This window comes from Pseudoalteromonas sp. ATL1 (assembly GCF_058933015.1).
Map to the genome: position 1 here is coordinate 4,128,150 of NZ_JBZYXL010000001.1, position 15,870 is coordinate 4,144,019.

Consider the following 15,870-nt stretch of genomic DNA (forward strand, 5'->3'; position numbering starts at 1 on the left):
TTCTCACAGTTATTGATTTTCTATATCTTGAATCGCATCCACTGTTGACAGTGAAGGCAACAATAAGCTGATAACTTTGTTCCAGCGTGCCAATGGCGCACTTGTTACATACACAATGTCTTGTGGTTGAAGTTCAAATTGCTCTGCGAGGACCAACGACGCAACATTTTTTGCATGTAGTTGGTACACATCTGCTAATACACCGTCTTTTTGGAAGTCGCGTTTGCGCAATACAAAAACACCGTTTGCGTCGGCTGTGCGCTCGTTAAAGCCACCTACTTCGGTGAGTGCTTCAGCTAGGCTTAGGCCGTAACGGTTTACGTCGACTTTACCAGCTCTAATTACATCACCAAGTACGTAAACATTACGCTTATCGTTACGGCTAATATGGATAATGTCGCCATGTTGTAGCAAGCGGTTTTGTGAAATATCGCCTTGTGAGTAGAAGTCGTCTAATTGGATCACTTCGGTTTGATCGCCACGAGTAAAGGTTACTGTTTCCCAATCAGCGTTTTCAGTTAGGCCGCCAGCTTGGTTGATAGCATCGATCAGAGTAACTGGCGTTTCTGTAATAGAATACACTCCAGGCTTGGATACTTCCCCAGTTACATAGGCCTTTTGGCTTTTAAAACCAACGACTTTAACGTCTACTTGTGGATCTTCAATCACTCGGCTCAAACGTTTGGTTAAATCGTCACGAAGTTCTGTTACAGTTCTTCCTGCTGCAGGAACTTTAGAAGCGTAAGCAAAATTAATAGTGCCATCCGCTTGTACACGAAAGCCGTCAAACTCAGCCGTTCTTTGCACGGCAGCTGGAATAGTCAATTCTGGGTGATCCCACACACCAATTGTGATCACATCACCAACACCTAAGCGATATTCATAAGCTGACACATCAATACCCACAAGTGATGTACGATCAATTTGCTCAGCATGCTTGATTTTGTGCTCTTGAACTAATTGCGAGTCAATAATGTGAATATTTACTTTTTCTAAGTCCCTTTCTAGATTGGCCGTTTGTTGTCCTGAGCTAATCCCTTCAATGTGGCCACCTGGGATCAGTGTGCAGCCACTCATCACTAGTAACAAACTACTTGCAATGATAGTTTTACAGCGTAACGCCATTGTTTTTTCCCAAAAATTGTAATCTTTTCTTTTTATTGCTTTTTATTCAATAGCAATTGAATTCAGTGTCTCAATTAAAGCATGCTGAATAACTGAGTGCAAGTAAGCACATATGTCATCGGCATATTATAAATATATACATACTATTCTACTTAAATCGATAGCTCCCACCCATTACAAAACCATCCCTTAATTTGTACTCATTACTCAGTTTGCTTAACCACTCACTGTAAAGCCAATTAACCACGCTTCCGCCCTTAGGTTGCAGCCCCTAAATGCTGATATTTCATCTAATAACCTAAAACAGTCAAGTAAAAAACATTTTAGAACTTAGGTTACATACATTTTGCTACATTAAAATAAGAATAAAGAATTAAATTATTTGTTGGAAGTCACAATTATTTGCAACAATCGCCACATCCCTATTTAGTAACTTCATTAATAAAATACTCCTTGTCTCTCCATCTGCTTGTTGGTATATAGCTTCGACATTTTTATACAAATCAGTATTAAGCAGCACTTTATCACCACTATTGAAGTCACATTCCTCAGCAACTTCTTGTTTGTTCATAAGTTGTTCAACAACATTTTCGGGCACCCGCTGTATGCGCTCTCCAAAGCGCACGAAATCACAAATACCACGCGTGTACTTGATTGTTGAAAAGCTATTTATAGTTGGGTCGATACGCACAAATATGTATCTAGGAAATAAAGCTTGAGTGATCAACCTTGACTCAGGAGTTTTTCTGCGAGAAAGTATGGGGTAGAAAACAGGAACACCTTGCTGCTGCAAATTTATTTTGGCTCTGTTTTCTTGTTTTGGTTTACAATAAACCAAAAACCAGTGCTTCATTAAATAATCCCTTCCAAATCAAAGCATGTTCAGGCGTGATTATACACTCCCCCTCTCGACATTCTAGAGTAAATCACTTTTTAAGGAGCTAAATGGCTAAAACAAGTACAACCATTACAATATTTAAACAATGAAAAGTTTCAATGCACCTTTAATCTGTTAATCACTACCAAACAAATCTCGCGTATACACATTATTTTCAACATCTCTCAGTTCATCAACCATCCGATTTGAAACAATCACGTCACTCATGACTTTAAAATCATCGAGATCAGAAACAACTCTGGAGTTAAAAAACTGCTCTTCTTCAAGCACTGGCTCATAGACAACAACTTCGACTCCTTTAGCTTTGATCCGCTTCATAACCCCTTGAATGGAAGACGCTCGAAAATTATCAGAACCGGCTTTCATAATTAACCTATAGATGCCAACCACTTTTGGTTTTTTTCTAAGAATAGACTCTGCAATAAAGTCTTTTCTTGTTGTATTAGCGTCAACAATAGCTTGAATAATATTGTTTGGTACATCTTTGTAATTTGCCAAAAGCTGTTGTGTGTCTTTAGGTAAGCAGTAGCCACCATAACCAAAAGAGGGGTTGTTATAATGATTGCCAATACGAGGATCTAAACACACCCCTTCAATAATTTGCTTGGTGTTCAATCCATGGGTTTCGGCATAGGTGTCTAACTCATTAAAATAAGCCACACGCATAGCAAGGTAAGTGTTTGAAAAAAGCTTAATGGCTTCGGCTTCTGTTGAGTCGGTAAATAGCACATCTATATCTTTTTTGATCGCACCTTGCTGTAACAAGTTCGCAAAAGCGTATGCTTGCTCCGAACGTTCACCGACAATGATCCTAGAGGGATAAAGATTATCGTAAAGCGCCTTACCTTCTCTTAAAAACTCCGGTGAAAAAATGATGTTTTCGGCCTTAAGCTCAGTACGGATTCGTTTAGTAAAGCCAACAGGTACCGTAGACTTAATAATAATGGTCGCTTTTGGATTAACCTCTAATGCGTCAGCAATGACAGTTTCTACTGTGTGAGTGTTGAAATAGCCTGTTTGCGGGTCATAGTCTGTTGGTGTCGCGACAACAATAAACTGAGCATGTTGATAAGCGTCTTGCTTGCAGGTCGTGGCTTGGAGTTTTAAAGGTTTGGTGGTTAAAAATTCATTGATTTCATCGTCTTCAATGGGCGAGAGTTTGTCGTTTATTAGGTCCACTCTCTCTTGGAGTATATCTAATGCAATCACGTCATTGTGCTGAGCCAGCAAAATAGCGTTAGATAAGCCCACATATCCTGTGCCAACAACTGCAATATTTACATTCATCAAACGGCTCTCCAACTAAATTGGTCTTACAGCTGAAATATTGTACTTAAATCGAACTCGCCATGTTACGCGGCTTTTATGTCTGCAATGTTAAATTTGTTACATTCTGAATGCAAGCGGTGAGGATATAAAGAAGTCATTACAATGATAATGCCCAAAGAAGCATACACACTATTAACAGAGCTGACCGACACACCATTTAAAATTAAAATTGATAACGCAGCCCACCGTGCCCTGCGATCAACATCACTGAGCTTAAGCAAATAATTAATGGCCCAAAAGATAAATACTAGCCCGACAAAACCGTGATCATATATGGCTCTCGTAATATATGAATGCAAAATTACGGAGTAGCAAATTGAAGGATCTTTTGCACTAAACAATGATTCATAAAAAGCAAGGCGCTCACACGCGTCTTGTGGCAAAGCCGTGATAGCGGGGTTACCGAATAAAAACTCGTACCAATGCCAATCGGCTATCGCGGTTAAAAATATTTGGAAAAACACGACTCGGTCAATTTCTTCTGCACTTCCACCTGATAGGCGTGAGACAAATATAGCAACCACTCCAAGCCCTGCGGCCCCAACCAAGCAAAGCTGGACAACCGTTTTCCAGCTCATTTCTTTGATGTATAACAGCACTAACATAGCTAAAAAACAAATAACACCAGAGCGAGAACCCGATAAGAATACAGCGAGAGCAAGTACTAACCATTCATACATAGACAGTTTGTTCTTAAAGCTCCAAACAGCACACCCGAGTAGCAGCAAGAACATAATTTCAAAGTTGTTTTCAGTAAAGATCCCTGGTCGCTCACTAGATCCCAACATAAGCCAAACCACATATTTGATCAGGAACAAAGTCAGCATGACACGCCAAAGCAATTTGACCATATCTGATGTAAAAAGTACTTTAGAGGAGAAAAAGCAAAGTATTGCCAGATAAAAATACGCTTTGTATGCAATTAGAAAATCAACTGGGTGTGCACCTCGAGACAAAGCAAGTACCATGCAAACACCAAAATACCCTGCACACAGTACAAAAATATACCAAGCCTGAGGTGTCATACGCTTTGCGACAAATAACAGCACACCGAGAATCAGTAGCTCAAAAATAACATTTGCTGGCAATAAATTGTAGGAGCCATACGACACGCATCCGACTAATGCCAGTAACAAAAAGAGCACAAAGTATTGCTGTCGTACCATATAATTTCCCTATGCCCTACGCGATTTTACTCTATCGAATAACCAAGTATTCATACTTGGAGTAAGCAGCAACATGCCAAATGCAAAAATTCGATAGAAATCCCATTGCAACATGGGGTGTGAAGTGAGAAGTTTCCATGCTTGGCGTCTACGACCATGAATTAGATTGCTTTTCACACTACTCATGACTGTCAAGTGTTGTAAGTAACTCAAACTACCTCGAAGGGATGTTGGCACCATCTGTTTTTGTTTTAGCTCTTCAAACATATACAAATGAGGTGAAGGTTCAATATAATCGATGCGAAATTGTTCCGTACCTGATGCTTTGAGGTCATAAACTACGCAACTTTTGGCCATATAAGCAATTGGCCCAGCGCAAGCCATTTTTGCCCAAACAACCTGATCTTCACCTAAATTCAATCCCTCTGGGAATAAACCAATATCCAACAGACTCGCTTTGTTGAGACATACAGATGACGCAGTAATTGGCAAATCTTCATTGCAACAGGCTTGGAAGTAATCAGAAATCACACCATGGGGCGTTTTAAAGTATGAGTTAATCGCCCGCTTGTTACCTTTTGAAGTACCAAACTCATACCCCGTACACAATAAATTAGCGCCGGGGTATATCGAATGTAACTCATTGATAGATTGTATAAAATCTGGATACCAGTAATCATCTGCATCTAAAAATGCGATAAACTCACCTTTTGCGAGATTAATACCAGTATTTCGCGCGTGAGAAACGCCATGATTATTTTGTCTTATCACATTAACATTAGCGTAGCCTAGCTCCTGAACTCTGCTCGCGCCTTCATCAGTAGAGCCATCATCGACAACAATGATCTCTCTCACTGTATATGTTTGCTGAACTACAGACTCTATCGCTCGAACAATATAGTCAGCTTTGTTGTACAGGGGGATAACAACCGAAATATCCATATTCAGCTACTTGCTCTTATGAATCAAGTTCAACAAAAGGGAAGTCATAAATATCCATGCATCGGAAGACTGAATACCGTTCTTGCTAAACGCTCTGCAATTGGAAAGTCGCCGTTTTGATCACCGAACTCAGCAAAAGCAGTTTGTTCATGCATACAAGTTCCGTAGTAAATCACGGTCGGTATACCTTGTGCTTTATATTCAGCCATAGCGGTATCTCGGTGTTCGCTCTGCACTGTATATTGCGCCCAAGAACTCAGATACCCTTGTGGTATAACGGGTGTTTTAAAGCGGCCCGCTAATTGTGCATTATACTTTTGTGCGGCGACATTTCGATTAACCAATTCAGTTGGAAATTCAGCGAGTTTCTCCAACAAAATAGCGGCCTGGATCGTATCTAATCGGCTATTCATGCCAATTCGCACATTATCGTACTTGTCTTTGCCTTTGCCATGTACACGGTATGACTTTATCAACGCTGCATATTCATCATCATTAGTGAAAATAGCACCGCCATCGCCGTAGCAACCTAGAGGCTTTGCTGGGAAAAAGCTCGTTGTCGCAATATCACCGAAAGAACCGGCTCGCTGACCATTGATTTCGCCACCAAATCCTTGAGCGGCATCTTCAATTAATTTTAAGTTGTATTTTTTTGCAAGCGCTTCGAGTGCGGGGTAATCCGCTGGTAATCCAAATAAGTCGACCGCAATGATTGCCTTCGGCTTCAATTTTCCTTCCGCCAAAATAACTTGTATGCGACGTTCAAGGTCATTAGGGCAAATATTGAATGTATCTGGGTTTGAGTCAACAAATACCGGCGTTGCACCTTCATAAGCTATCGTTTCAGCTGTAGCAAAAAAAGTAAAGGTTGGACAAAAAACTGCGTCGCCTTCACCGACTTCCAACGCCATCAGCGACAATGTTAACGCATCAGTACCATTTGCACAGGTAATCGCGTGCTTAACACCCACATACTCGGCTAGCTTTAACTCTAGCTCTTGTACTTCGGGCCCCATAATATATTGACCATGCTCCAGGACAGTTTGAATTCTTCTGTCTATTTTTGTTTTTAAATGCTGATACTGTGCAGCTAAATCAATAAATTGCATTCCATCACCGCTATACGCTAACTAATTTCAACTCATCATCGGTGAGCTGATATTTATCCTGAGTATGTGGGCATATCGCTTCTGCGTTGCCCGTAAGTGGTAAGTCTAATTGCTCACCATATTTACTGATCCAGCCGATTTGCTTGGCAGGTATCCCCACCATTAAAGCAAATGGCTTTACATCTTTGTTAACAACGGCACCTGCACCGACTAATGCATAATCACCAATAGTAATACCACAAACAATTGTGCAGTTTGCCCCCAAAGTTGCACCTTGTTTTACCAAGGTATCTTTATATTCTGTTTTTCGTTCTATAAACGCGCGGGGGTTATACACATTAGTGAAGACCATACTAGGCCCACAAAACACATCGCTCTCTAGGTGAACATTGTCGTACACAGAAACGTTATTCTGAATTTTGACGTTATCGCCAATGGTGACTTTATTGCCAACGAATACATTTTGCCCCAATGAACAGCCTCGGCCAATTACAGCGCCTGAACACACATGCGCAAAATGCCAAACTCTAGAGCCATCACCGATTTGAGCGCCCTCATCAACAATGGCGCTATCATGCTTTTGGTAGTTCATTACATTTCACTTAAGAATGGATGTTTAGTGTCTGCAGAAGGCTCTTTTAAGTCACACTTTCGGATATAACTAACAATTTCAATACTGGGGCGCGCCTCTTCTAAGCCGAAGCCTTTCCCTTCAAGAATGTGTTCATAGCTAGCTGTATGTAGGTCAGTAAAGCCGCCCGAAAACTCTATTTCTTCACCATCAACGGTAATTGAACGGTAAGTTCTCTGCCCACTAGCACTGATTGATTTTGGAAGGTAATTGCTATCAACCGATAGAAACCACTTAACCCGAGCATGCGCTAGCTCCAAGTACCCTGCAGATACACTGGCCTCTCGAACATACACTTCATTTTTTTTAACTGAACCAAAAATCCAAGATAACATATCATAAAAGTGCACACCGATATTGGTTGCTATTCCACCTGATTTACTATCTTCACCTTTCCAAGAAGTAAAATACCAATGGCCACGGCTGGTCAGGTAACTCAAATCTATTTCATATACTTTTCCAGGATTGGCAGCTAATTCTTCGGATACTTTATCTTTTAAAGCAGTGATACTCGGATGAAGTCTAAGCTGCAGAATATTATAAACTTTCTTCCCTGTTTCTAATTCTACTTCCTTTAACGCATCAATGTTATGAGGGTTCAAAACTAAAGGCTTCTCGCAAATAGCATGTGCGCCGTTTTTCAATGCAAATCTGATATGGGAGTCATGTAAATAATTAGGTGAAGCGATAGCGACATAATCAATCTTTTCTCCTTTTCTGCGCAATAAATCAACATGCCTATCGAAACGTTCATATTCAACAAAAAAATCAGCATCAGGAAAATAACTATCAATTATTCCTACCGAGTCATTCTTATCCATTGCTGCAACTAAGTTATGACCCGTTTCCTTGATCGCTTTCATATGACGTGGAGCAATATAGCCCGCAGCACCAATTAGTGCGAAATTTTTTGCCTTATTCATCTGTGTTATAACCTTAAATCTGCATCTTGAGGGTTTAAAACGTGCTTAACATCGTAGAGTACGTGTGCTTGCTTGCCAAAAGCTCTGATTTTTTCAACGCCCCACTCTTTAAATTCATGGTGATCTACTGCCAGCACAATACCATCGTATTGGCCATTTTCGATGTCATTAATCAGAGTTAAGCCGTATTCGTGTGCAACTTCATCGGCACTGGCCCAGCTATCATACACGTCAACCGACATATTAAAGTCTTTTAGCTCTCGAACAATATCAATGATCTTGGTATTGCGAACGTCAGGGCAATCCCCTTTGAAAGTAAAGCCTAAAATCAGCACTTTAGCTTCATCGATATGAATCTTACGACTCGATAGCTTCTTAACTAACTGGGTAGCAACATACTCCCCCATACCGTCATTGATGCGTCGCCCTGCCAAAATGACTTCTGGGCGATAGCCGACTTCTTCAGCTTTGTAGGTCAAGTAATATGGATCAACACTAATACAATGCCCGCCAACCAAACCAGGCTTGAACTTTAGAAAATTCCATTTGGTGCCAGCCGCATTGAGTACTTCTTCAGTATCAATATTCAAACGATTAAAAATCTTGGCAAATTCATTAATAACCGCAATATTCAAGTCTCGTTGCGTATTTTCAATAACCTTAGCCGCTTCGGCTACCTTGATTGAAGAAGCTTTATGTGTGCCTACGGTAATAATCGTTCTGTACATATCATCGATATAATCGGCGACTTCAGGCGTTGAGCCCGACGTGATTTTTGTAATTTTGGTAAGCGTATTAACCTTATCGCCCGGATTGATGCGTTCCGGCGAGTAACCAGCAAAGAAGTCTTCGTTGAAAGTAAGGTTTGAAATCTTCTCGATAATTGGAATGCACACTTCTTCTGTTGCACCTGGATATACAGTGCTTTCAAAGATAACGATATCGCCTTTTGAGAGATGACGCCCCAATAATGCAGACGCTTTGCGTAAAGGGTTTAAATCCGGTGCGTGCGTATCGTCAATGGGCGTTGGCACGGTAACAATATAAATATTACACTCTGCCAAATCATTTTCATCATGAGAGTATGTTAGACGTGTCGCTTCTGCTAGCTGTGCTTTCGTGACCTCTAGCGTGGCATCAACGCCTTCACGTAATTGCTCAACTCGCGCTTGATTTATATCAAAACCAATTACGTCAAAAAATTTTCCAAACTCTGCCGCTAGTGGCAGACCAACATAGCCTAGGCCAATAATGCCTATTTTTTTCTTGGGTAAAGGAGAAAACATACTATTCCTATTTCTCGCGAGAGTTTGCTTTTTCAACTGACTCTGTACGCTTACCTTTTAATTGCATACGCACATAGCTCACTATAAATTTAGGGTACTCTTTAACAAGCCTGTCTCGTACATGCTTGTGTAAAATTGCCCGCTGTAACCAGCGTAATCCTAACTTTTTCACTAGAGGGTGGTAATAATCAGCCTTAATTGCTGACTGTTCAATGAATCCACCACAAGTGAACAAAAGGGCTGGTTGCTCCAGTATATTTTTCAGCTCAACAATAAACTGGTCCTGTTTAGGCGTCCCCATACCGCACACTACGATATCTGGCTTTAACAAATTTAGTTCAGAGATAACCACCGCTTTCAGGCTAGGATCATTCAAGTAACCATGGTGTTTGTAAACTACATTTAAGTTGTCGAACATTTTCAAGTAATTACTAACTGCTATATCTACAACCCCAGGTTTTGCACCAATAAATGCTATGCGTTTGCCAGTCCTATTCGCAAAATCAAGCACATCCACAGCAATTGAAGAGAAGTCAAAACTTAAACGCTCAATTTTATTCTTATTGAAAGCATTGTGTAAACATGTATGTAGTGAACCATCAGAGAAAATCGCATCCAACTTAGTCAAAACAGATAAGTCATCCCCCAGCAGGCCATATGAAAATGGATTGACAAAAGTCACCGCCTGACTCTGCTCCAAGCCTTGCTGACTTTTATCAAGTAATACATTAAATGTATTTTTGTCGGAAAGCTTACTGTCTAATACATTTGAATAAATCAAAACACACCTACTGAAGTAAATAATATAGGTTTATACGTTGATCTGCTTGCAGATCTTCTCAATTTTACTTTCCATAGATAAATGCTGTAGCGCAAACTCTCTAAGCTCAGTCGCTGGCAAGAGGTGCTTTTGAGCAAGGTTAACAAGTAGCTCACTCAACTCAGTGATATTATCCGTATTACTAACAGTGTATCTATATGGCTCGGCATTCTGAGAAAAATCCGGATCAGTACCAGACCCAATAACAGCAAGCCCCCGAGTGATATACTCACGTGTTTTGAGATCAGACGCTTCATTGAGCCCTTTTCGATAAAGTCCCAAACTAGATACTCCCATGTCAGCATTCAAAAATGTCTGATTTAGTGCTTCACCATGCAAAAAGCCGGTAAAAAATACATGACTCTCGAGCTCCAACTCTTTGACTAGCTCTACCAAGCCATCTAGGGCGTCACCGCCCCCTACTATAGTCAAGGTAATGCGCGCGTCGCTATTTAGTTTTGCACTGTGGATAGCCCGAATAAGCCTATCATATCCATGCCAATCAGCGAGCTGACCCACCGCAATTAGGCGTAATTCTCCAAGAGCTTTTGATGATGGTGAACTACATAACGGCAAATTGTCAGATACTAATATACCATTACCAAGTTTAAGTGTTTTACGCTTCACGCCTAAAGAAAACCAAGCTGATTCATCTGCGTACTGAACAACAAGTGACGCAGGAAACAACACCCAACTTGAACTCAGTAAAGAGATTGCTTGCTTAACCACCCGCTTTAATGGATTTGTAATAGAAGTATTATATTCTGCTAGAACAACTGCTCTAGGTGTTGGCACATCAACCACCAACTTTTTTCCTTTTAGACGCAACCAAAGCATTGGAAAAAACAGCACTGGCGCCAATAACAGCGAAAAGCGAATAAAAATGATATCTGCCCGAGCCTTAAACAAATCAACAACTAAGCGAGTTGCTTCTTTTACACTAGCATTATACAGATTGGAAGTAGCACGAAACCCCAAGTTTCTAGCTGCATCCACTGTATTATTGACTTTTTTGGCGACGCCTGGTGACTGCTCACTATCAATGAATGCGAAATATTGAAATCGCCTGCTCATGCCCAATCCAAATCTATTGTGTTTCGTATATACAACTAACTGCCACTCACCAATTTCGAGACTCAAATATAATTATCCACAGAATAAGCAAGCGATTATATCCATGAACTAATCAATACATTGTAAATTAATGTAATCTTTGCCAAAACATTTGATAATCAAACCGACAAGTTGAGCATACAACGTTGCCCCTCTAAAACACTAAAAACGAGTCAAGTTCAAACAATCTCGGACCAAAATTTACAAAGGCCGGAGATTATACACTAGCGGGGGATTTGAGTACATAGAGCCTGACGTGCTTCCAAGTAAAAATGCAATACAGCTTTAAGCCAATACTCGCTCGTTTTAGAGCAACCTGTCGCTAACTATCACGGCTTCCCCAGCGCTTGTCTAAAAACAGTTGGCTGTATGCCCCAATAATAGTGAAACCATATTTAGAAAACTCCTCCTTCTGCGATTGAGATAGCAAAGCCCCAAAATTCAGGAAATGCGTGTCGAAGTCTCGACGCAATTTTTTCGCATAAATGATCTTTTTTATGGTCACAGGTAGCAGTCCATATATACGATGGGCAAGCTTCCGCTTGAAGCTATAATCCGCGGCATTCTTGTTACTTAGCTCCACAAACGAAGGTGCCTGCTTTTTAAATAGCTGCGCAACTAAGTCATTATACCATAACCTGTTTTTCCGAAGCTGCAATGGAACACTGCACCAAAATGAAACAAATTCATGCTCCCAAAGAGGTAGCCACCATTCGTAACCAAAAAACTCGTAAGCACGAACCGAGTTAATTATGTATTTTGCCTGTCGCTCTCGCCAGTCCCAGCTCTCATAAGCATTAGCAAACGTAATACTATCAGCTGCAAACTCTACTGGCAGGGTAGCTTTAATCCGATCAGCTAATACAGAATTATCTGAGTACTCATTATTTGACGTACGCGGTGCACATCCATAATGGTTTTTTGCAATTTCAGCGACTAGCTCCTGACTAGAAAAGCGCTCTTTTTCAAAAGTAATGTCAGGGATATGAGAACCTGCAACAAAGTCACCACTATGGCCTGGCACAAAAATCGCGTCATCCGTAACAAATTGCTTTTCTTTTAACATTTTAATGGCCAACCAATCTTGGATATGTGGTAAAGATACGCCTTGCGATGCCATTCTTTGAAACTGCTTAGCTTGCTCACTAAACCAAGCTTTTTGCCATAGTTCATCGGTGTACTCTATAAAGTGCCAATTATAACCGAGGCTATCCGCAATTTTTTTACTTAGCGTCGCCTCTTTATTACCTTTGACCCCATAAGAAAAGCATACAACATTCTGGTATCCTAGTTGCTTTAACGACGAGGCTATAAGACGAGAGTCAAATCCACCAGACAACGGCAATACAATTTGGCGTCCATTCGCGTGCTTGACTAATCGCTCAAAGCAAATTGCGACATTTTCATAAAATTGATTTGCAAGTTCTTCTACATCAATTTCATTGGGTTCATGATGATCAAATAAAAAATGATCTGTAACTTGCAGCTCACCACTCGCTTTGCAAAATTTAACTAGTTGCCCAGCTTCTACTTGTTTGATCATTGGGTGTAATGTATCGGCACCGCACACATACCCCGTGAGTAAAAACTCGGAATGAGCGCGACAGTTTTGTGCGTGGGGGAGTTGTTCTGAAATCCACTCAAAATTATCAGACACATAAAATGCTTGTTCAGTATGGGCGTAAAAGAGGGGAATAGAGCGAACTCTATCAACAGCGATATGTACATGTGTATCTGACTCGATATACAGAGCAAAAAAGCCACAAGCTTGCTTTAGCTGCGAAGAAACCTCTACATCAAAATCGGTAATTTCATCGACCAATACTTTTGAGCCGTTTATATATAAATTACCAAGTATTGTTTTATCTACTGAAAAGCTACTAATAACGGGCTTCATACTACTTACCTATAATTGCTGATAACTCACCTGAAAGGCGTTTAGCGATCACACTTTTTGAAAAATGCTTTTCAACGTAATGTGAAATATAACTTGCGTCATACCGTTCTATATTTACCATCATCTGATACATTGCCTCACTGAGCCCTTTCACATCATCAGGATGAACCAACAAGCCATTGCTGGGGTTAACAAAATCCACAGCTCCACCGCTATGGGTCGCTATCACAGGCAACCCTAAACTCATCGCTTCAATGTAAACAACACCAAATGCTTCATACTGACTAGGTAATACAAATGCATCTGCTTGTAAGAGATGTTCGGTCACTTCAGAATGCTCAACATACCCCGTAAAGTGCACATGATTATCAATACCTAACGATCTCACATGCGCTTCAACTTCTTGCTTATACCAACCATCCCCCACAATGGTTAACTTGATAGCGCACTCTTGCTTTAGCAAAACAGCAAATGCTTCAACCAGTGTTTTGTGGCCTTTTAGAGGTACAATGTTACCCACACAAATAAAATTAAACGTGGCTTGGTTACTACTGTTTTTTTGAATAACAGCTTTTGGTATGTCAACCATGTTGGCTAATACATCGATGTCAGCATTAGGACACAAGTTGGTTAAATAAGGACGTAAAACCGAAGAAACGCATAGCACTTTTTGCGCAGATGCAAGTGCGACTCTAAGCTCAGGCAATGCCATTTCTAACTTTTCTGTGGCATCAACAAATTGATTATTTACAAAACGCCCTCGATGCTCCGTTACTAAATAAGGAGTCCCCGTAGATGCTTTGATTTTTGCAGCTCCAAGGCCCGCCCAAATCAAACTATGAACATGCATAACATCGGGATTATAATCGTTTTGAGATTGAAAACGCTTAAACACTCGATACATTTTATTCGCGAAAATATTTGCATATAACTTAGGAGCACGGGGCAATCCTGGTACTCTTGCTCTGATGACCTGTAGTTCACCTTCTCTGACACAAGTGTAATTTGCAAACCAAAGGCTCAGCAATGCACCTAACCATTCGCCGATATTTCTTGGTGAAACTCGTTCAACACTGAGTACTGTTACTTCATTACCGAGTTCAGCCAAAGCCTGTGATTGCTGCTCAAAAAAAACGCCCCCATATGGCGGATACCATGATGGCAATACCAATATGTTCAAGCTGCCTTCCTTCTTTTAAAAGTCAATGTACCAACCACCCAGATTAGCGTTAACACAAACGCAGCGATTTTCGACGTATCATGTAACAATGCATATAGGCATAAACTCGGTAACAAATACGTGCCCACACTCTTTATATGTAAAAAAGCCACCGTTGATAAAGGCACATATAGCTGTCGAAAAGTCATTGAAATAAACGCAAATACAATGAAACCGTTTAAAATAGCAAAATACATAATTGCATCGGTAAATGGTAAAACTGACAAACCAGCTACCGCAGAAACGCGTATTACAAATGAAACAAAATCAAAGTTCGCTGCAAGCTTTTGTTTTTCTAAAACAATTAACACCGTGCTAATTGGGGATGCAGTAAACACAAAGTAAATCCAAACCGCAAGAAATGATGACAATTGCCCCGCTTTACTCCATTGTTCACCAAATATAAAGCCAAATAGTTCTGGTAAGTAAAATACAAACAGCGCTAACAAAGGCATTGAAAAGTTGATTAATTGCTTGTGGATCTCGAACGTCTTGTTACTAAGCTCCCCATCTTCTTTGTACTTGCGTGCATTCGACATAAATACACTACTTATCGCTGAACCGATGATATTTACCGGCGCAATTAAAACACGATGCGCTAACACATATAAACCAGCTAAACTCGCAGAATAAAACGATGAGAACATGATGACGGGTAGCACTGTACCCGATGTATTAGTCAAAGAAGCCCACATCGTATATTTAGGAAACTTCACATAGCGCTTTGAAACTGCAAGCATTTTATGTGTATCTGACTTAAGCTTTATTTTTTTACCTTTTAAAAAAGGTAAAAAGCACAGTAATGACAACGCAAAACCAGCAACATAGCCATAGATCAAACCAAGGGTTGAAGCAACAGACAATGACACCTGCCCAAGCCCAATAGATGTCGCTTGCACAACTTTTGAAATACTCAAGCGGCTGAATGAGGCTTCACGCACACAGTAATAATTCGCTAACTGATAAAGACCACATACAAATAATGCTGCTGGCAATAAGTAAAGCACCTCTTTGTGCTGCTCTATGTTCAACAGCTCAGCTAAAGGTTGTTGCATGGCGATAACGACCAAAAACGTTAATAACGACAGCACACAAATTAGCAAGACGCATAATTTGACCAAAGCCGAAACCGCATTGCGGCTCTTCACAATTGGTAAAGCCATTTCATACTTTAAACTTGCGATCACCAATAAAATAGTGGATGCACTCATAAACACACCGAATGCGCCAAAATCATCTGTGGAATATAAGCGAGTTAAAATAGGAGATAGTAATAGCAGTAGTAGCTGTCCTGCTGACGTCCCAGAGATCAATGTAATGATATTTTTTAGAAATTTATTGTTTAACAAGGGTGCTTCTCAAGAAGATTATGACAAAATAGAGCTTCGTACTGACAACAAGCTTATGCCTAG

General features: G+C 40.4%; 14 protein-coding genes. All 14 read right to left on the reverse strand.

Annotation, left to right across the window (positions count from 1 at the left end; all coding sequences use genetic code 11):
- Positions 1 to 9: 9 nt before the first annotated feature.
- Positions 10 to 1,125: a polysaccharide export protein gene (locus AC5FX4_RS18090; protein ID WP_493607704.1), complete on the reverse strand. Its 1,116-nt coding sequence runs from the start codon at positions 1,123 to 1,125 to the stop codon at positions 10 to 12.
- Between the two features lie 373 nt (positions 1,126 to 1,498).
- Positions 1,499 to 1,978: a transcription/translation regulatory transformer protein RfaH gene (gene rfaH, locus AC5FX4_RS18095; protein WP_493607705.1), complete on the reverse strand. Its 480-nt coding sequence runs from the start codon at positions 1,976 to 1,978 to the stop codon at positions 1,499 to 1,501.
- A gap of 159 nt (positions 1,979 to 2,137) precedes the next feature.
- Complete coding sequence (locus AC5FX4_RS18100) at positions 2,138 to 3,310, reverse strand: nucleotide sugar dehydrogenase (protein ID WP_493607706.1); 1,173 nt, start codon at positions 3,308 to 3,310, stop codon at positions 2,138 to 2,140.
- 65 nt (positions 3,311 to 3,375) lie between these two features.
- Positions 3,376 to 4,518: a hypothetical protein gene (locus AC5FX4_RS18105; RefSeq protein ID WP_493607707.1), complete on the reverse strand. Its 1,143-nt coding sequence runs from the start codon at positions 4,516 to 4,518 to the stop codon at positions 3,376 to 3,378.
- Between the two features lie 9 nt (positions 4,519 to 4,527).
- Positions 4,528 to 5,460, reverse strand: a complete 933-nt coding sequence (locus AC5FX4_RS18110; RefSeq protein ID WP_493607708.1) for a glycosyltransferase — start codon at positions 5,458 to 5,460, stop codon at positions 4,528 to 4,530.
- 44 nt (positions 5,461 to 5,504) lie between these two features.
- Positions 5,505 to 6,569, reverse strand: coding sequence for a DegT/DnrJ/EryC1/StrS family aminotransferase (locus tag AC5FX4_RS18115; protein ID WP_493607709.1), 1,065 nt, complete (start codon positions 6,567 to 6,569; stop codon positions 5,505 to 5,507).
- Between the two features lie 10 nt (positions 6,570 to 6,579).
- Positions 6,580 to 7,161 carry an acyltransferase gene (locus AC5FX4_RS18120; protein ID WP_493607710.1) on the reverse strand — a complete coding sequence of 194 codons (582 nt, stop codon included), beginning with the start codon at positions 7,159 to 7,161 and terminating at the stop codon, positions 6,580 to 6,582.
- A complete protein-coding gene (locus AC5FX4_RS18125) occupies positions 7,161 to 8,123 on the reverse strand; it encodes a Gfo/Idh/MocA family oxidoreductase (protein ID WP_493607711.1) in 963 nt (320 codons plus the stop codon). Before AC5FX4_RS18125 ends, AC5FX4_RS18120 begins: the two co-directional genes overlap by 1 nt.
- Positions 8,124 to 8,128: 5 nt before the next feature.
- Complete coding sequence (tviB, locus tag AC5FX4_RS18130; RefSeq protein ID WP_493607712.1) at positions 8,129 to 9,409, reverse strand: Vi polysaccharide biosynthesis UDP-N-acetylglucosamine C-6 dehydrogenase TviB; 1,281 nt, start codon at positions 9,407 to 9,409, stop codon at positions 8,129 to 8,131.
- Positions 9,410 to 9,416: 7 nt separating this feature from the next.
- A complete protein-coding gene (locus AC5FX4_RS18135; protein ID WP_493607713.1) occupies positions 9,417 to 10,190 on the reverse strand; it encodes a WecB/TagA/CpsF family glycosyltransferase in 774 nt (257 codons plus the stop codon).
- Between the two features lie 30 nt (positions 10,191 to 10,220).
- The gene (locus AC5FX4_RS18140; RefSeq protein WP_493607714.1) at positions 10,221 to 11,303 is read right to left on the reverse strand and encodes a glycosyltransferase; all 1,083 of its coding nucleotides are present in this window, start codon (positions 11,301 to 11,303) and stop codon (positions 10,221 to 10,223) included.
- Positions 11,304 to 11,664: 361 nt separating this feature from the next.
- Complete coding sequence (locus tag AC5FX4_RS18145; RefSeq protein ID WP_493607715.1) at positions 11,665 to 13,239, reverse strand: asparagine synthase-related protein; 1,575 nt, start codon at positions 13,237 to 13,239, stop codon at positions 11,665 to 11,667.
- Position 13,240: 1 nt separating this feature from the next.
- Positions 13,241 to 14,419 carry a glycosyltransferase gene (locus AC5FX4_RS18150; protein WP_493607716.1) on the reverse strand — a complete coding sequence of 393 codons (1,179 nt, stop codon included), beginning with the start codon at positions 14,417 to 14,419 and terminating at the stop codon, positions 13,241 to 13,243.
- Complete coding sequence (locus AC5FX4_RS18155; RefSeq protein ID WP_493607717.1) at positions 14,416 to 15,807, reverse strand: lipopolysaccharide biosynthesis protein; 1,392 nt, start codon at positions 15,805 to 15,807, stop codon at positions 14,416 to 14,418. Before AC5FX4_RS18155 ends, AC5FX4_RS18150 begins: the two co-directional genes overlap by 4 nt.
- Between the last annotated feature and the right edge of the window lie 63 nt (positions 15,808 to 15,870).

Bases quoted from the DNA above. Each gene is read 5' to 3' on its own strand.
- AC5FX4_RS18090 (WP_493607704.1), bottom strand. From the start codon at position 1,125: ATGGCGTTACGCTGTAAAACTATCATTGCAAGTAGTTTGTTACTAGTG.
- rfaH (WP_493607705.1), bottom strand. From the start codon at position 1,978: ATGAAGCACTGGTTTTTGGTTTATTGTAAACCAAAACAAGAAAACAGA.
- AC5FX4_RS18100 (WP_493607706.1), bottom strand. From the start codon at position 3,310: ATGAATGTAAATATTGCAGTTGTTGGCACAGGATATGTGGGCTTATCT.
- AC5FX4_RS18105 (WP_493607707.1), bottom strand. From the start codon at position 4,518: ATGGTACGACAGCAATACTTTGTGCTCTTTTTGTTACTGGCATTAGTC.
- AC5FX4_RS18110 (WP_493607708.1), bottom strand. From the start codon at position 5,460: ATGGATATTTCGGTTGTTATCCCCCTGTACAACAAAGCTGACTATATT.
- AC5FX4_RS18115 (WP_493607709.1), bottom strand. From the start codon at position 6,569: ATGCAATTTATTGATTTAGCTGCACAGTATCAGCATTTAAAAACAAAA.
- AC5FX4_RS18120 (WP_493607710.1), bottom strand. From the start codon at position 7,161: ATGAACTACCAAAAGCATGATAGCGCCATTGTTGATGAGGGCGCTCAA.
- AC5FX4_RS18125 (WP_493607711.1), bottom strand. From the start codon at position 8,123: ATGAATAAGGCAAAAAATTTCGCACTAATTGGTGCTGCGGGCTATATT.
- tviB (WP_493607712.1), bottom strand. From the start codon at position 9,409: ATGTTTTCTCCTTTACCCAAGAAAAAAATAGGCATTATTGGCCTAGGC.
- AC5FX4_RS18140 (WP_493607714.1), bottom strand. From the start codon at position 11,303: ATGAGCAGGCGATTTCAATATTTCGCATTCATTGATAGTGAGCAGTCA.
- AC5FX4_RS18145 (WP_493607715.1), bottom strand. From the start codon at position 13,239: ATGAAGCCCGTTATTAGTAGCTTTTCAGTAGATAAAACAATACTTGGT.